16 protein-coding genes are annotated in these 14067 nt (G+C 68.1%); 12 read left to right on the top strand and 4 right to left on the bottom strand.

What is annotated here, in order from left to right; all coding sequences use genetic code 11:
• Positions 1-223: 223 nt before the first annotated feature.
• The 10 genes from AB0I18_RS08430 to AB0I18_RS08385 all read left to right on the top strand — a co-directional run bounded on the left by AB0I18_RS08430 (position 224) and on the right by AB0I18_RS08385 (position 8599).
• Complete coding sequence (locus AB0I18_RS08430; protein WP_363104614.1) at positions 224-658, top strand: hypothetical protein; 435 nt, start codon at positions 224-226, stop codon at positions 656-658.
• Between the two features lie 273 nt (positions 659-931).
• Complete coding sequence (gene atpB / locus AB0I18_RS08425) at positions 932-1702, top strand: F0F1 ATP synthase subunit A (RefSeq protein WP_363104715.1); 771 nt, start codon at positions 932-934, stop codon at positions 1700-1702.
• Positions 1703-1774: 72 nt separating this feature from the next.
• Positions 1775-2020 (top strand): ATP synthase F0 subunit C, encoded by a 246-nt coding sequence (atpE, locus tag AB0I18_RS08420; protein ID WP_363104613.1) that lies wholly within the window; start codon positions 1775-1777, stop codon positions 2018-2020.
• A gap of 41 nt (positions 2021-2061) precedes the next feature.
• Complete coding sequence (locus AB0I18_RS08415; RefSeq protein ID WP_363104612.1) at positions 2062-2619, top strand: F0F1 ATP synthase subunit B; 558 nt, start codon at positions 2062-2064, stop codon at positions 2617-2619.
• Complete coding sequence (locus AB0I18_RS08410) at positions 2616-3431, top strand: F0F1 ATP synthase subunit delta (RefSeq protein ID WP_363104611.1); 816 nt, start codon at positions 2616-2618, stop codon at positions 3429-3431. The genes AB0I18_RS08415 and AB0I18_RS08410 overlap by 4 nt, the downstream gene beginning before the upstream one ends.
• 139 nt (positions 3432-3570) lie before the next feature.
• Complete coding sequence (gene atpA / locus AB0I18_RS08405) at positions 3571-5163, top strand: F0F1 ATP synthase subunit alpha (protein ID WP_363104610.1); 1593 nt, start codon at positions 3571-3573, stop codon at positions 5161-5163.
• A gap of 20 nt (positions 5164-5183) precedes the next feature.
• A complete protein-coding gene (locus AB0I18_RS08400) occupies positions 5184-6101 on the top strand; it encodes a F0F1 ATP synthase subunit gamma (protein ID WP_363104609.1) in 918 nt (305 codons plus the stop codon).
• Positions 6101-7537 carry a F0F1 ATP synthase subunit beta gene (gene atpD / locus AB0I18_RS08395; RefSeq protein WP_363104608.1) on the top strand — a complete coding sequence of 479 codons (1437 nt, stop codon included), beginning with the start codon at positions 6101-6103 and terminating at the stop codon, positions 7535-7537. Before AB0I18_RS08400 ends, atpD begins: the two co-directional genes overlap by 1 nt.
• Positions 7538-7648: 111 nt before the next feature.
• Positions 7649-8023, top strand: coding sequence for a F0F1 ATP synthase subunit epsilon (locus AB0I18_RS08390; protein WP_363104607.1), 375 nt, complete (start codon positions 7649-7651; stop codon positions 8021-8023).
• 129 nt (positions 8024-8152) lie between these two features.
• Positions 8153-8599, top strand: a complete 447-nt coding sequence (locus tag AB0I18_RS08385) for a DUF2550 domain-containing protein (protein WP_363104606.1) — start codon at positions 8153-8155, stop codon at positions 8597-8599.
• Positions 8600-8607: 8 nt separating this feature from the next.
• Here AB0I18_RS08385 and AB0I18_RS08380 read toward each other — a convergent pair whose 3' ends face one another.
• The 3 genes from AB0I18_RS08380 to AB0I18_RS08370 all read right to left on the bottom strand — a co-directional run bounded on the left by AB0I18_RS08380 (position 8608) and on the right by AB0I18_RS08370 (position 12377).
• Entirely contained in the window at positions 8608-10443 is a 1836-nt protein-coding gene (locus AB0I18_RS08380; RefSeq protein ID WP_363104605.1) for a glycoside hydrolase family 18 chitinase, read from the bottom strand.
• A 105-nt stretch (positions 10444-10548) separates the two neighbouring features.
• A complete protein-coding gene (locus AB0I18_RS08375) occupies positions 10549-11190 on the bottom strand; it encodes a response regulator transcription factor (RefSeq protein ID WP_363104604.1) in 642 nt (213 codons plus the stop codon).
• Positions 11187-12377: a histidine kinase gene (locus AB0I18_RS08370; protein ID WP_363104603.1), complete on the bottom strand. Its 1191-nt coding sequence runs from the start codon at positions 12375-12377 to the stop codon at positions 11187-11189. Before AB0I18_RS08370 ends, AB0I18_RS08375 begins: the two co-directional genes overlap by 4 nt.
• Before the next feature lie 153 nt (positions 12378-12530).
• On the opposite strand from AB0I18_RS08370, the gene AB0I18_RS08365 reads away from it, so the two are divergent.
• Both AB0I18_RS08365 and AB0I18_RS08360 read left to right on the top strand, forming a co-directional pair.
• Positions 12531-13118, top strand: a complete 588-nt coding sequence (locus AB0I18_RS08365; protein ID WP_363104602.1) for a hypothetical protein — start codon at positions 12531-12533, stop codon at positions 13116-13118.
• A 14-nt stretch (positions 13119-13132) separates the two neighbouring features.
• Positions 13133-13336, top strand: a complete 204-nt coding sequence (locus AB0I18_RS08360; RefSeq protein WP_363104714.1) for a DUF5708 family protein — start codon at positions 13133-13135, stop codon at positions 13334-13336.
• A 158-nt stretch (positions 13337-13494) separates the two neighbouring features.
• On the opposite strand, the gene AB0I18_RS08355 is transcribed toward AB0I18_RS08360, so the two are convergent.
• Complete coding sequence (locus AB0I18_RS08355) at positions 13495-14067, bottom strand: cob(I)yrinic acid a,c-diamide adenosyltransferase (RefSeq protein ID WP_363104601.1); 573 nt, start codon at positions 14065-14067, stop codon at positions 13495-13497.

The following is a 14067-nucleotide window of genomic DNA, read 5'->3' as shown; positions in this document are numbered from 1 at the left end:
CTCCTGAGTGCACAAACGCGCAGGTTCACTCTCATGTGTGACGCCGGGCACACCAACCAGGTAAAGACCTCATCAAATAGTTTGTGATACGGTTCACGAGACCCCGGGGGCAGAGCCGAAGGACCGCAGTGCGACGGTCCATTGGCGTGAGGTTCTCTCTCGTTCCCGGACTACGCTCGTCCATGACGACACCCTTCCCCCTTGAGTAAGCGGAGTTGCCGCCATGCCGTCCAACGACGTCCGGATCCTTCTCCAAGCCGCTGTGCCCACAGCTGCCGTCGGCGCGATCGCCGTCGCTGTCAGTGCTGTGGTCGCCGGTGGCAAGGGGGCGATCGGGGCCGTTGTCGGCACGCTGGTGGTCATCGCCTTCATGGGGCTCGGACTCTTCGTTCTGCAGCGCACGGCCGCATCTCTTCCGCAGCTGTTTCAGGCCATGGGTCTGATGCTCTACGTCTCCCAGTTGCTGCTCCTGCTGATCTTCGTGTCCCTCTTCAAGGACACCACCCTGTTCAATCCCAAGGCGTTCGCGGTCGCCCTGGTCCTGGGGACCGTCACATGGATGGCCGCGCAGGCCCGGGCGCAGATGAAGGCCAAGATTCTTTACGTAGACCCCGATTCGGAGAGTGGGAAGTCCGAAAAGTCCGGGTCGTCGACGTGAAGGGTAGGGCCGGGATAAATGCCTGTTCGGGATCCTGCTATCGTCCGGTGCCAACTGCGGCATCGCGGGCGCGGGCATCTGAGCTGACGCCTGCTCAATCGCGAGGCTCGATGCCCCCCAGCCGCCCCCATATCCGTAACACCAGTCCAGTGCCGACTCGCGGCTGCGCGCCGCGCCGACACAACGAGGTTGCCGTACCTATGCGTCACGCCGAAGGAGCCCGTGGTGAGTGCTGACCAGACCCAGCTCGCCTTTGAGTGGAACTGTCGGATCATGGCCGACAACGGCTGCGGCTTCCCGGCTCCGGGCCTGCACTCGTTCCTCTTCAAGCCGATCGTCGAGGTCGGTGGGTTCGAGTTCAACAAGGTGATGCTGCTCGCCCTGCTCACCACGCTCGTTGTCGTCACCTTCTTCTACGCCGCGTTCGGCAAGGCGAAGGTGATCCCCGGCAAGCTCCAGATGATCGGCGAGATGGGGTACGACTTCGTACGCCGCGGGATCGTCTACGAGACGATGGGGAAGAAGGAGGGCGAGAAGTACGTCCCCCTGATGGTCTCGATCTTCTTCTTCGTATGGATCATGAACATCTGGTCCGTGATCCCGCTGACCCAGTTCCCGGTCTCCTCGGTCATCGCGTACCCGATGATCCTCGCGCTCATCGTGTACCTGATCTGGGTGCCTCTGACGTTCAAGCGGCACGGCTTCGTCGGTGGCTGGAAGAACATCACCGGCTACGACAAGTCGCTGGGCCCGATCCGCTGGCTCGTGTCGTTCATCGAGTTCTTCTCGAACCTCCTTGTGCGGCCCTTCACCCACGCGGTGCGACTCTTCGCCAACATGTTCGCCGGCCACCTGATGCTGGTGATGTTCACCGTCGCCTCCTGGTACCTGCTGAACAGCTGGCTGGTTCCTGCCGCCGGGGTCTCCTTCGTGATGACCATGGGCATGATCCTCTTCGAGCTCTTTGTGCAGGCCGTTCAGGCGTACGTCTTCGTACTGCTGGCCTGCACGTACATCCAGGGCGCTCTCGCCAAGCACCACTGAGCGCCCTCCACAACCCCCTAAGCGCCCGATGGTCAACCCCCATCGGTCCATGAAAGAGAAGGAAGTAACGGCATGTCCGCGACCCTCGAACTCGCCGCTCTCACCGGTGACATCAAGGCCCTCGGCTCCATCGGTTACGGCCTCGCTGCCATTGGTCCCGGCATCGGCGTCGGCATCGTCTTCGGTAAGGGCACTGAGGCTCTGGCCCGTCAGCCCGAAGCCGCCGGCCTGATCCGCGCCAACCAGATCCTCGGTTTCGCCTTCTGTGAGGCGCTCGCCCTCATCGGCATCGTCATGCCGTTCGTCTACGGCAGCTGACAGCTGAAGACGAACAGCCCCGTTAGACGAAAGGCACTGATGTGATCGCCAACCTGGTACAGCTGGCGGCCGAGGAAGAGCAGAACCCGCTCATCCCGCCTGGCCCCGAGCTGCTCGTCGGCACCATCGCCTTCGCCATCGTGTTCTTCTTCTTCTGGAAGAAGCTTGTTCCGAACATCAACAAGGTTCTGGACGAGCGCCGCGCGGCGATCGAAGGTGGTATCGAAGAGGCCGACGCCATGAAGACCGAGGCCCAGAGCGTCCTGGAGCAGTACAAGGCTCAGCTCAACGAGGCCCGGCACGAGGCCGCGCGTCTGCGCCAGGAGGCGCAGGAGCAGGGCGCCACGCTCATCGCGGAGATGCGCGCGGAAGGCCAGCGGCAGCGTGAGGAGATCGTCGCCGCCGGTCACTCGCAGATCGCGGCCGACCGCAAGGCCGCCGCGCAGGCGCTGCGCCAGGACGTCGGCAAGCTGGCCACCGACCTGGCCGGCAAGCTCGTCGGCGAGTCCCTCGAGGACCACGCCCGGCAGTCGCGCACGATCGACCGGTTCCTCGACGGCCTCGACGAGACCGCTTCGAAGGCCGAGGCCACGCGATGAACGGAGCGAGCCGCGAGGCCCTGGCAGCCGCACGTGAGCGTCTCGACGCGCTGACGGACAACACGTCCGTCGACGCGGCGCAGCTCGCCGACCAGCTGGCCGCCGTCACCGCGCTGCTCGACCGCGAGGTGTCGTTGCGTCGGGTCCTCACCGACCCGGCGCAGGGCGGCGAGGCGAAGGCCGAACTGGCCGGACGCCTCCTCGCGGGCCAGGTCAGCGGCACGACCGCCGACCTGGTGGCCGGTCTGGTGCGCTCCCGCTGGTCGCGTTCGCGCGACCTGGTGGACTCCGTCGAGGAGCTGGCCGACACCGCCGACCTCACGGCGGCGCAGCAGGCGGGCGCCCTGGACGAGGTCGAGGACGAGCTGTTCCGGTTCGGCCGGATCGTCTCTTCGAACACCGAGCTGCGGGCCGCGCTGACCCACCGCGGCGCCGGCACCGGACCCAAGAGCGAGCTGCTGCGCAGCCTGCTCGGCGGCCGGGCCAACGCCGTCACCGAGCGGTTGGTCACGCGCCTTGTGACCGCGCCCCGGGGACGTAGCCTGGAATCGGGACTCGAGTCCCTGTCCAAGCTCGCCGCCGACCGTCGCAACCGCATGGTCGCCGTCGTCACCTCGGCGGTTCCGCTGAGCGACGCGCAGAAGCAGCGCCTCGGTGCCGCCCTCGCGAAGCTCTACGGCCGTCAGATGCACCTCAACCTGGACGTGGACCCCGAGGTCCTCGGCGGGATCAGGGTGCAGGTCGGCGACGAGATCATCAACGGTTCCATCGCGGACCGGATCGACGACGCCAGCCGCCGCATGGCGGGCTAGCAGCAACGCAGCAACTCAATACGCACGCATCACCACGTAGTACTTACGGCCCTGGTTGGGCCGTGCAGAGGATTCCTGGGGGCTGACCCCAGACCCCCCAAGAAAACTTCGGGCCCAACAAGGAGAGCAGGGAACCCAGATGGCGGAGCTCACGATCCGGCCGGAGGAGATCCGGGATGCGCTGGAGAACTTTGTCCAGTCGTACAAGCCGGACGCGGCCTCGCGCGAGGAGGTCGGTACGGTCACCCTTGCCGGCGACGGCATCGCGAAGGTCGAGGGCCTGCCCTCGGCCATGGCCAACGAACTGCTGAAGTTCGAGGACGGCACCCTCGGTCTTGCGCTCAACCTCGAAGAGCGCGAGATCGGTACCGTCATCCTCGGCGAGTTCAGCGGTATCGAGGAGGGCCAGCCGGTCACCCGTACCGGCGAGGTCCTGTCGGTCGCCGTGGGCGAGGGCTACCTCGGCCGCGTGGTCGACCCGCTCGGCGCCCCGATCGACGGCCTCGGCGAGATCGAGACGTCCGGCCGCCGCGCCCTCGAGCTGCAGGCCCCGGGCGTCATGGCCCGTAAGTCGGTGCACGAGCCGATGGAGACCGGCTACAAGGCCGTCGACGCGATGACCCCGATCGGCCGTGGCCAGCGTCAGCTGGTCATCGGTGACCGCCAGACCGGCAAGACCGCCCTGGCCGTCGACACGATCATCAACCAGCGTGACAACTGGCGCACCGGCGACCCGAAGAAGCAGGTCCGCTGCGTCTACGTCGCCATCGGCCAGAAGGGCTCGACCATCGCCTCCGTGCGTGGCGCCCTCGAAGAGGCCGGCGCGCTGGAGTACACGACCATCGTCGCCGCCCCGGCGTCCGACCCGGCCGGCTTCAAGTACCTGGCGCCGTACACCGGTTCGGCCATCGGCCAGCAGTGGATGTACGAGGGCAAGCACGTCCTCATCATCTTCGACGACCTCTCGAAGCAGGCCGACGCCTACCGCGCCGTGTCCCTGCTGCTCCGCCGTCCGCCGGGGCGCGAGGCCTACCCCGGTGACGTCTTCTACCTGCACTCCCGTCTGCTGGAGCGCTGCGCGAAGCTCTCCGACGAGATGGGCGCGGGCTCGATGACCGGTCTGCCGATCGTCGAGACGAAGGCCAACGACGTCTCGGCGTTCATCCCGACCAACGTCATCTCCATCACCGACGGCCAGTGCTTCCTGGAGTCGGACCTGTTCAACGCCGGTCAGCGCCCCGCGCTGAACGTCGGTATCTCCGTCTCCCGAGTCGGCGGTTCCGCCCAGCACAAGGCGATGCGCCAGGTCTCCGGCCGTCTTCGCGTGGACCTCGCCCAGTTCCGTGAGCTGGAGGCGTTCGCCGCCTTCGGTTCCGACCTGGACGCCTCCTCGAAGGCCCAGCTGGAGCGCGGTCAGCGGATGGTCGAGCTGCTCAAGCAGGCTCAGTACCAGCCGATGGCCACCGAGGACCAGGTCGTCTCCGTCTGGGCCGGTACCACCGGCAAGATGGACGAGGTCCCGGTCAACGACATCCGCCGCTTCGAGAAGGAGCTCCTGGAGTACCTGCACCGCAAGGAGCAGGGCCTCATGACCTCCATCAAGGAGGGCGGCAAGATGTCGGACGACACCCTGCAGGCCATCGCCGACGCGATCGCGGACTTCAAGAAGCAGTTCGAGACGTCGGACGGCAAGCTGCTCGGCGAGGACACCCCTGCCGCCGCGGGCAAGTGACGACGGAAGGGACCTGACTCATGGGAGCCCAGCTCCGGGTCTACAAGCGTCGCATCAAAACCATCACCGCGACCAAGAAGATCACCAAGGCGATGGAGATGATCGCCGCCTCGCGTGTCGTCAAGGCGCAGCGCAAGGTGGCGGCCTCCACGCCGTACGCGACCGAGCTCACCCGCGCGGTCACGGCGGTCGGGACCGGTTCGAACACGAAGCACCCGCTGACCACGGAGGCGGAGACGGCGACCCGTTCCGCGGTGCTGCTCCTCTCGAGCGACCGCGGACTGGCCGGCGCCTTCAACTCCAACGCCATCAAGGCGGCGGAGCGGCTGACCGCACGTCTTGAGGCCGAGGGCAAGGAGGTCGACACGTACATCGTCGGCCGCCGCGGTCTGGCCCACTACAACTTCCGTGAGCGCAAGGTCGCGGAGTCGTGGTCGGGCTTCACCGACCAGCCCACGTACGCGGACGCGAAGAAGGTCGCCGTTCCGCTGATCGAGGCCATCGAGAAGGAGACGGCGGACGGCGGCGTGGACGAACTCCACATCGTCTACACCGAGTTCGTCTCGATGATGACGCAGACGGCGGTCGACAGCCGCCTGCTGCCGCTGCGCCTCGAAGAGGTCGCGGAGGAGTCGCACGCCAAGGGCGAGATCCTTCCGCTGTTCGACTTCGAGCCGTCGGCGGAGGACGTCCTGGACGCCCTCCTGCCGCGGTACGTCGAGAGCCGTATCTACAACGCGCTGCTCCAGTCGGCCGCCTCCAAGCACGCGGCCACCCGCCGCGCGATGAAGTCGGCGACCGACAACGCGGGAGACCTGATCACCAGCCTCTCCCGACTTGCCAACGCGGCCCGCCAGGCCGAAATCACCCAGGAAATCAGCGAGATCGTCGGTGGCTCCGCAGCCCTGGCCGACGCGTCCGCGGGGAGTGACAGGTAATGACGACGACAGTTGAGACGGCCGCTGCCACGGGCCGCGTCGCCCGGGTCATCGGCCCGGTCGTCGACGTGGAATTCCCCGTCGACGCCATGCCGGAGATTTACAACGCCCTTCACGTCGAGGTGGCCGACCCGGCCAACGCCGGCGAGAAGAAGCTGCTGACCCTGGAGGTCGCCCAGCACCTGGGTGACGGCCTGGTCCGCACCATCTCGATGCAGCCCACCGACGGCCTGGTCCGCCAGGCCGCGGTGACCGACACCGGCAAGGGCATCAGTGTCCCGGTCGGCGACTTCACCAAGGGCAAGGTGTTCAACACCCTCGGTGAGGTGCTGAACTCGGACGAGAAGTTCGAGGGCGAGCGCTGGCCCATCCACCGCAAGGCTCCGGCCTTCGACCAGCTCGAGTCCAAGACCGAGATGTTCGAGACCGGCCTGAAGGTCGTCGACCTTCTCACCCCGTACGTCAAGGGTGGAAAGATCGGTCTGTTCGGTGGTGCCGGTGTCGGCAAGACCGTGCTGATCCAGGAAATGATCATGCGTGTCGCCAACCTCCACGAGGGCGTCTCCGTCTTCGCGGGCGTCGGTGAGCGCACCCGTGAGGGCAACGACCTCATCGCGGAGATGGAAGAGAGCGGTGTTCTTGACAAGACCGCTCTTGTCTTCGGCCAGATGGACGAGCCCCCGGGCACCCGTCTGCGCGTGGCGCTGTCCGGTCTGACCATGGCGGAGTACTTCCGCGATGTGCAGAAGCAGGACGTGCTGTTCTTCATCGACAACATCTTCCGCTTCACCCAGGCCGGTTCCGAGGTGTCCACCCTGCTCGGCCGTATGCCGTCCGCGGTGGGTTACCAGCCGAACCTGGCCGACGAGATGGGTCAGCTCCAGGAGCGGATCACCTCGACGCGTGGTCACTCGATCACCTCGATGCAGGCGATCTACGTCCCCGCGGACGACCTGACCGACCCGGCGCCTGCCACCACCTTCGCCCACCTCGACGCGACGACGGTTCTTTCCCGTCCGATCTCCGAGAAGGGCATCTACCCGGCCGTGGACCCGCTGGACTCCACGTCCCGCATCCTGGACCCGCGGTACATCGCGCAGGACCACTACGACACCGCCATGCGGGTCAAGACGATCCTGCAGAAGAACAAGGACCTCCAGGACATCATCGCGATCCTCGGTATCGACGAGCTCGGCGAGGAGGACAAGCTCGTCGTCCACCGTGCCCGTCGCGTGGAGCGCTTCCTGTCCCAGAACACCCACGCCGCCAAGCAGTTCACCGGCGTGGACGGTTCGGACGTACCGCTGGACGAGTCGGTCGCCGCGTTCAACGCGATCTGCGACGGCGAGTACGACCACTTCCCGGAGCAGGCGTTCTTCATGTGCGGTGGCATCGAGGACCTCAAGTCCAAGGCCAAGGAGCTCGGCGTCTCCTGAACCTCGTGTTCGTGAAGAGGGGCGGGTGCGTCCCGCCCCTCTTCGTACGCCTACTAGACTTTGACCCAACACCCGGCAGCAACCGCCGGGTGGTGACCCGAGGAGCCCACCTTGGCTGCTGAGCTGCATGTCGAGCTCGTCGCCGCGGACCGCAGTGTCTGGTCCGGCGAGGCCACCCTGGTCGTCGCGCGTACCACGTCCGGCGACATCGGCGTCATGCCCGGTCACCAGCCGCTGCTCGGTGTGCTGGAGTCGGGCCCGGTGACCATCCGTACGAGTGATGGTGGAACGGTCGTCGCCGCGGTGCACGGCGGTTTCATCTCGTTCGCGGACGACAAGCTGTCGCTGCTGGCCGAGATCGCCGAGTTGTCGGACGAGATCGACGTCCAGCGTGCGGAGCGGGCGCTCGAGCGCGCGAAGTCGGACGCCGACGCGTCCGCCGAGCGTCGTGCGGACGTCCGTCTGCGTGCGGTGGCGGTGCGCTGAACGCAGCGCACCACAGGAAGTGACTCAGCCGCGGCCAGGACCGGAGATTTCTCCGGACCGGGTCGCGGCTGAGGCGATGCGGATGCTTTTTTCCGTTCCGTTACCTAGGAGACGAGGAGGTCGGTGTCGATGGTCCTCGCTCTGACTGTGTGCGGGTCGGTAATCGTGCTGGTGGCGCTGGCACTCCTCGTCTTCCACCTGCGCCGCAGACTGATCCAGCGCTCCGGCGGCACCTTCGACTGCAGCCTCCGCTGGAACGCCCCCGAGAAGAGCGACACCAGCGGCAAAGGCTGGGGCTACGGCATCGCCCGCTACAACGGCGACCGCATCGAGTGGTTCCGCATCTTCTCGTACGCCCACCGCCCGCGCCGCGTCCTGGAACGCTCGTCGATCGAGGTGATGGGCCGCCGCGCCCCGGACGGCGACGAGGAACTGGCGCTGCTCTCCGACGACACCGTCCTCGCCTGCGTCCATCGCGGTACACGCCTCGAACTGGCGATGAGCGAGGACGCGCTGACCGGTTTCCTCGCGTGGCTCGAAGCAGCCCCGCCCGGTCAGCGCGTCAATGTTGCGTGACAGGCTGGTCAGCCGATAGTTGAGACCGCGTTCACGAGTTCACCGTTCGTCGTGTCGCCGCTGAACTCCCAGAAGAACGCGCCGCCCAGGCCCTGGTTTCTGGCCCAGGTCATCTTCGTACCGATGGTGGCCGGGGTGTCGTAGCTCCACCAGTTGGTGCCGCAGTGCGCGTAGGCCGTGCCGGCGATGGTGCCGGTGGCCGGGCAGGACGTCTTGAGGATCTTGTAGTCCTCGATGCCCGCCTCGTACGTGCCGGGGGCCGCGCCGGTCGCTGTGCCGCCGGGGGCGGACTGGGTGACGCCGGTCCAGCCGCGGCCGTAGAAGCCGATGCCGAGCAGCAGCTTCTTCGCGGGTACGCCCTTGGCCCTGAGCTTGGCGATCGCGTCGGCCGAGTTGAAGCCGGCTGTCGGGATGCCGGGGTAGGAGGTGAGCGGGGAGTGCGGGGCGGTCGGGCCGGTGGGGGCGAAGGCGCCGAAGTAGTCGTACGTCATCACGTTGTACCAGTCGAGGTACTGGGCGGCGCCGCCGTAGTCGGCCGCGTCGATCTTGCCGCCGGCGGAGCCGTCCGCGGTGATGGCCGCGGTGACCAGGTAGTTCGGGCCGAACTCGGCGCGCAACGCGGCGGAGAGGTTCTTGAAGGCCGCCGGGCCCGAGGTGTCGCAGGTCAGGCCGCAGGAGTTCGGGTACTCCCAGTCGATGTCGATGCCGTCGAAGACATCGGCCCAGCGCGGGTCTTCGACCACGGCCTTGCAGGACTTGGCGAAGGCGGCCGCGTTGGCGGCGGCCTCACCGAAGCCGCCGGAGTAGGTCCAGCCGCCGAAGGAGTACAGCACCTTGATGTGCGGGTACTTGGCCTTCAGCTGGCGCAGCTGGTTGAAGTTGCCGCGCAGCGGCTGGTCCCAGGTGTCGGCGGTGCCGCTGACGGACTGGTCGGCGGTGTACGCCTTGTCGGTGGCTGCGTAGGCGTCGTCCAGGACGCACTTGCCGCCCTTGACGTTGCCGAACGCGTAGTTGATGTGGGTGATCTTCTGTGCGGAGCCGGAGGTCACCAGGTTCTTGACGTGGTAGTTGCGGCCGTAGACGCCCCACTCGGTGAAGTAGCCGAGCTTGACCTTGTCGCCGGGGTCAGGGCCCGGTCCTGTGCCGCCGGTGGTGCGCACCGCGACCGAGCCGCTCACCGGTCCTGTCTGGTCGGCGGTGTCGCGGGCCTGGACGGTGTAGGAGTAGTCGGTGCCGGCGGTGAGGCCCGTGTCGGTGTACGAGGTGCCGGTCACCGTGGCGACCTTGGCGCCGCCGCGCAGGACGTCGTAGTTCTTGACGCCCTTGTCGTCGGTGGCCGCGCTCCAGGAGAGCTTCACCGAGGTGTTGGTGACGGCGGAGGCGGTCGGTTTGCCGGGCGCGGAGGGGGCGCTGTCGCCGGGGACGGTGCCGCCGCCGTCACAACTGCCGCCGTTGAGCTTGCAGTTGGCGGGGGAGCCGGGGCCGGAGCCGTTGAAGCCGAAGGAGACGCTGGCGCCGGGGGCGAGGGTGCCGTTCCAGGACTTGTTCTTGGCGGTCCAGTGGGTGCCGGAGGACGTCACGTCCGCGTCCCAGGCCGAGGTGACGGACGTACCGGAGGGGAAGTCCCACTCGACCGTCCACGAGCTGATGCCGGTGGTGCCGGTGTTCTTGACGGTCCACTTGCCTTCGAAGCCGGTGCCCCAGTCCTGGGTCTTGGCGTAGGTGGCGGTCGCCGAGGTGGCGGCGGAGGCGGGGCTCGCGAGCCCGACCATGGCGGCGAACGGCAGGAGCAGGGTGGTGAGCCCTGCCACGGCTCTCTGCCCGAAGCGGTGTCTGAGGCGCATCCGCGTCTCCTAGGGGGAGTTTGATGAGGTGGGCAGGACAATAGAAAGGTCTGGACCATAGGTCAATAGGTCCAGACCAGTGAGAGCGTGCGGTGCGGTTACTTGTTACACGCCCAATTCCTGCGCGAGCACGGCCGCTTGAACCCGGCTGCGCAGCTCCAGTTTTCCCAGCAGGCGGCTGACGTGGGTCTTCACGGTTGCCTCGGCCATGTCGAGTCGTATTCCGATGTCGGCGTTGGACAGTCCCTTTCCGAGGCAGGACAGCACCTCCCGCTCCCGCCTCGTCAGCGAGTCGAGGACGGCCGGGTCGGTGGACGGCTCGCGGGCGGGCCTCGCGGCGAACTCGGCGATCAGCCGGCGGGTGACCGCGGGCGCGACGATCCCCTCGCCGCGTGCCACCGTGCGGACCGCGTCCAGCAGGTCACGCGCCTCGGTGTTCTTCAGCAGGAAGCCGGCGGCGCCCGCGCGCAGCGCCCCGAAGACGTACTCGTCGAGGTCGAAGGTGGTCAGTACGAGCACGTCGGCGAGCTCCTCGGCGACGACCAGGCGGGTGGCGGAGACGCCGTCGAGCCGGGGCATCTGGACGTCCATCAGGACCAGATCGGGGCGGAGTTCACGCGCCAGCGCCACCGCCTGCTCGCCGTCCGCGGCCTCGCCGACCACCTCGATGTCGGGGGCGCTGCGCAGGATGAGGACGAGACCGGCGCGTACGGCGGACTGGTCCTCGGCGACGAGCACGCGGATCATTCGGATTCTCCTTCGGTGACCGGGAGGGTGACGTGTACGGCCCAGATCTTGCCGTCGGCGGAGTCCTCGGGGCCGGCCTCGAAGCTGCCGTGCAGCAGGGCGACCCGCTCCCGCATCCCGACCAGTCCCGCGCCCGAGCCGGGGGCGCGCGGGCCGTCGTCGCGGGCGCCGCCGTACGGGCTGGTCACCCGCACGTCGAGGGCGTGGTCGCGCTGGGCGATGCCGACGGTGACACGGCCGGCGGAGGCGTGCTTGAGGGCGTTGGTCAGGGATTCCTGCACGATGCGGTAGGCGGCCAGTTCGACCGGGGTCGGGAGCGCGGTGTGCGTGCAGTCGAGGTCGACGTCGAGGCCGTTGGCGCGGGCGTGGTCCACGAGCGCGCCGAGTCCGTCCAGTGTGGGCGCGGCGGCCGGCTCGGTGTCACCGCTGCTGTCACGCAGTATGCCGATGAGGCGGCGCATCTCGGCCAGCCCTCCGACGCTGTTCTGGCGGATGACGCCGAGTGCCTCCTTGGAGGTGTCCGGGTCGTCGAGGGAGAGCGCGGCGGTGGAGTGGATGGCGATCGCCGACAGGTGGTTGGCGACCATGTCGTGCAACTCCCTTGCCATGCGGGCGCGTTCGGAGCTGACGGCCTGGCTGCGGTCCATCTCGGCGAGCAGTGCGGTCTGCTGGGCGCGCAGGCGGGCGGCCTCGGCGGCGTCGCGGTGGTTGCGGACGATCCAGCCGGTGGCGGCGGGCGCGAGCGTCACCAGGCCGATGACCACGCCGATCAGCACCCCCTCCGGCACACGCCACACCGCGGTGGGTACCACGGTGCCGATCACCGAGAGCAGTCCCATGATCCAGGGGATGCGGCGGGCCGAGGCGGGCGGCCCGTACAGCACGGACGCGTACACGAGGTCCGTGAACATGACGACGGTGACCAGGCTGCCTTGCGTGACGGTGTCGCAGGTCAGCGCGACTGTGCCGACCAGGAGGACCGTACGCGGGCGGACCCGCCGCAGCAGCTCGCAGCCGGCCATCACGAAGAGCGGCAGCAGGACCGGCCAGCGGCCCTCCCAGAGCACCATCGGCTCGTCGCCGGGCCGGGTGCCGAGTCCGATGCCCCACAGCAGGAGGCCGCCGAGCAGGCCCGCGAGCGCGATCCGCACGTCGTCGGGGTGGGGGCGGGGGAGTCGTACGGCCATGGTTCCCATCCAACACGGCGTACGCGCCCGGCGCCTGATCCTGGGGAACGGTCCGCGGCTACATCGAAGGATGCAGTGCCGTTTCGTCACTGGCGACGACGATCGCGGCCGGTCCCGCCGGGAGCCTGGAAGGGTGACCGAGAGGAGCGAACCGTGATCGTCACGCTGATCATCGTCTGTGAGGTCGGCTTCTGGGTGCTGCTGGCCGCAGGCCTGGCCACCCGCTATCTGCTCAGGATGCCGCGTACCGGCCTCGCGCTGCTGCTGTGCGAGCCGCTCCTGGAGGTCGTGCTGCTTGTCGTCACCGCCATCGACCTGAAGAACGGCGCCGATCCCAGCTGGAAACACGGTCTTGCCGCGCTCTACATCGGCTACACCGTCGGCCACGGCCACCGGACGGTGAAATGGCTCGACGGGCATGCCGCGCACCGGCTGGGCGGAGCCGCGCCCCCGGCAGGACCGCCGCGCTACGGCATGGCCCGCGCCCGCCACGAGGGCAGGGTCTGGCTCGGCACGGTCGTGGCCGCCGCGGTCGCGAGCGGGCTGCTCCTGATCGCGATGTGGTACGTGGGTGACGCGAACCGTACGAGCTCACTGGAGAGCTGGATGTTCACCGCCTGGCGGACGGCCGGCATCCACGGGCTGGTCGCGCTCAGTTACGCCCTCTGGCCGAGGAAGGCGCCGGCCGGCACGGAGGCGGAACACGAGCTCATGTCCACGAAGGAGAGTGCCCGTCGATGAACCGGATGAACCGGATGAGCCGGTCGCGGAAGAACCTGCTGGACGGCACCGCCACCTTCGCGGTCGGCCTGGTGCTGTGGCTGTTCACCGGGGGAGTGGAGGTTCCGGTCGTCACCCTGACGAAGGCCGGCCTGGTGATGATGTGCGTCGGCGCCGTCCTCGTCACGACGGGCCTGTACCAGGCGGCGCGCACCTCGCCGGGTGCCGGACGAGGTTAGGGCCCTCTGATGGGCCGCCGCGGCGTCACGAAGTCCGGTGCGATGACCGTGCCCCGTAGGGGCGCGGGGCAGTGACATTGAGCGGCTCCGCCGCGGGGCGCGACCAGCCACGGACGGCCCGCAGCCGGAGTGCCGCACTTCCGGCGGCAGCGGAGCGCTCAGCGCTCCCCGCCCGGGACCCACAGCACGTCCCCGACCTCCTTGTTCGCCGTCCTGGCCAGGATGAACAGCAGGTCCGACAGCCGGTTCAGGTACGTCGCCGTGAGCGGGTTCATCACCTCGCCGTGGGCCTCGAACGCGGCCCACGTCGAGCGCTCCGCCCGGCGGACCACCGTGCACGCCTGGTGCAGCAGGGCCGCGCCGGGCGTGCCGCCGGGCAGGATGAAGGAGCGGAGCTTCTCCAGCTGCTCGTTGAAGTGGTCGCAGTCCGCTTCGAGCTTGTCGATGTAGAACTGCTCGACACGAAGGGGCGGGAACTCCGGCTTCTCCACCACCGGCGTCGACAGGTCCGCGCCCACGTCGAACAGGTCGTTCTGGACGCGGACGAGGACCTTGACGACCTCCTCGGCGAGGCCGCCGAGGGCGATCGCCGTGCCGATGACCGCGTTCGCCTCGTTCACGTCGGCGTACGCCGCGATCCGCGGATCGGTCTTGGCGGTCCGGCTCATGTCGCCGAGGGCGGTGGTGCCCTGGTCGCCGGTCCTGGTGTAGATGCGCGTCAGATTGACCAT

It is taken from the genome of Streptomyces sp. NPDC050704 (genome assembly GCF_040654355.1).
Classification (GTDB): domain Bacteria; phylum Actinomycetota; class Actinomycetes; order Streptomycetales; family Streptomycetaceae; genus Streptomyces.
Note: the sequence above shows the minus strand (reverse complement) of the source record. Positions and strands in the feature narration are given on the sequence as shown.

Excerpts from the sequence above, each read along its gene's own strand:
- AB0I18_RS08430 (WP_363104614.1), top strand. The coding sequence starts at position 224 with ATGCCGTCCAACGACGTCCGGATCCTTCTCCAAGCCGCTGTGCCCACA.
- atpB (WP_363104715.1), top strand. The coding sequence starts at position 932 with ATGGCCGACAACGGCTGCGGCTTCCCGGCTCCGGGCCTGCACTCGTTC.
- atpE (WP_363104613.1), top strand. The coding sequence starts at position 1,775 with ATGTCCGCGACCCTCGAACTCGCCGCTCTCACCGGTGACATCAAGGCC.
- AB0I18_RS08410 (WP_363104611.1), top strand. The coding sequence starts at position 2,616 with ATGAACGGAGCGAGCCGCGAGGCCCTGGCAGCCGCACGTGAGCGTCTC.
- atpA (WP_363104610.1), top strand. The coding sequence starts at position 3,571 with ATGGCGGAGCTCACGATCCGGCCGGAGGAGATCCGGGATGCGCTGGAG.
- AB0I18_RS08400 (WP_363104609.1), top strand. The coding sequence starts at position 5,184 with ATGGGAGCCCAGCTCCGGGTCTACAAGCGTCGCATCAAAACCATCACC.
- atpD (WP_363104608.1), top strand. The coding sequence starts at position 6,101 with ATGACGACGACAGTTGAGACGGCCGCTGCCACGGGCCGCGTCGCCCGG.
- AB0I18_RS08385 (WP_363104606.1), top strand. The coding sequence starts at position 8,153 with ATGGTCCTCGCTCTGACTGTGTGCGGGTCGGTAATCGTGCTGGTGGCG.
- AB0I18_RS08380 (WP_363104605.1), bottom strand. The coding sequence starts at position 10,443 with ATGCGCCTCAGACACCGCTTCGGGCAGAGAGCCGTGGCAGGGCTCACC.
- AB0I18_RS08375 (WP_363104604.1), bottom strand. The coding sequence starts at position 11,190 with ATGATCCGCGTGCTCGTCGCCGAGGACCAGTCCGCCGTACGCGCCGGT.
- AB0I18_RS08370 (WP_363104603.1), bottom strand. The coding sequence starts at position 12,377 with ATGGCCGTACGACTCCCCCGCCCCCACCCCGACGACGTGCGGATCGCG.
- AB0I18_RS08360 (WP_363104714.1), top strand. The coding sequence starts at position 13,133 with ATGAGCCGGTCGCGGAAGAACCTGCTGGACGGCACCGCCACCTTCGCG.
- AB0I18_RS08355 (WP_363104601.1), bottom strand. The coding sequence starts at position 14,067 with ATGGTCAATCTGACGCGCATCTACACCAGGACCGGCGACCAGGGCACC.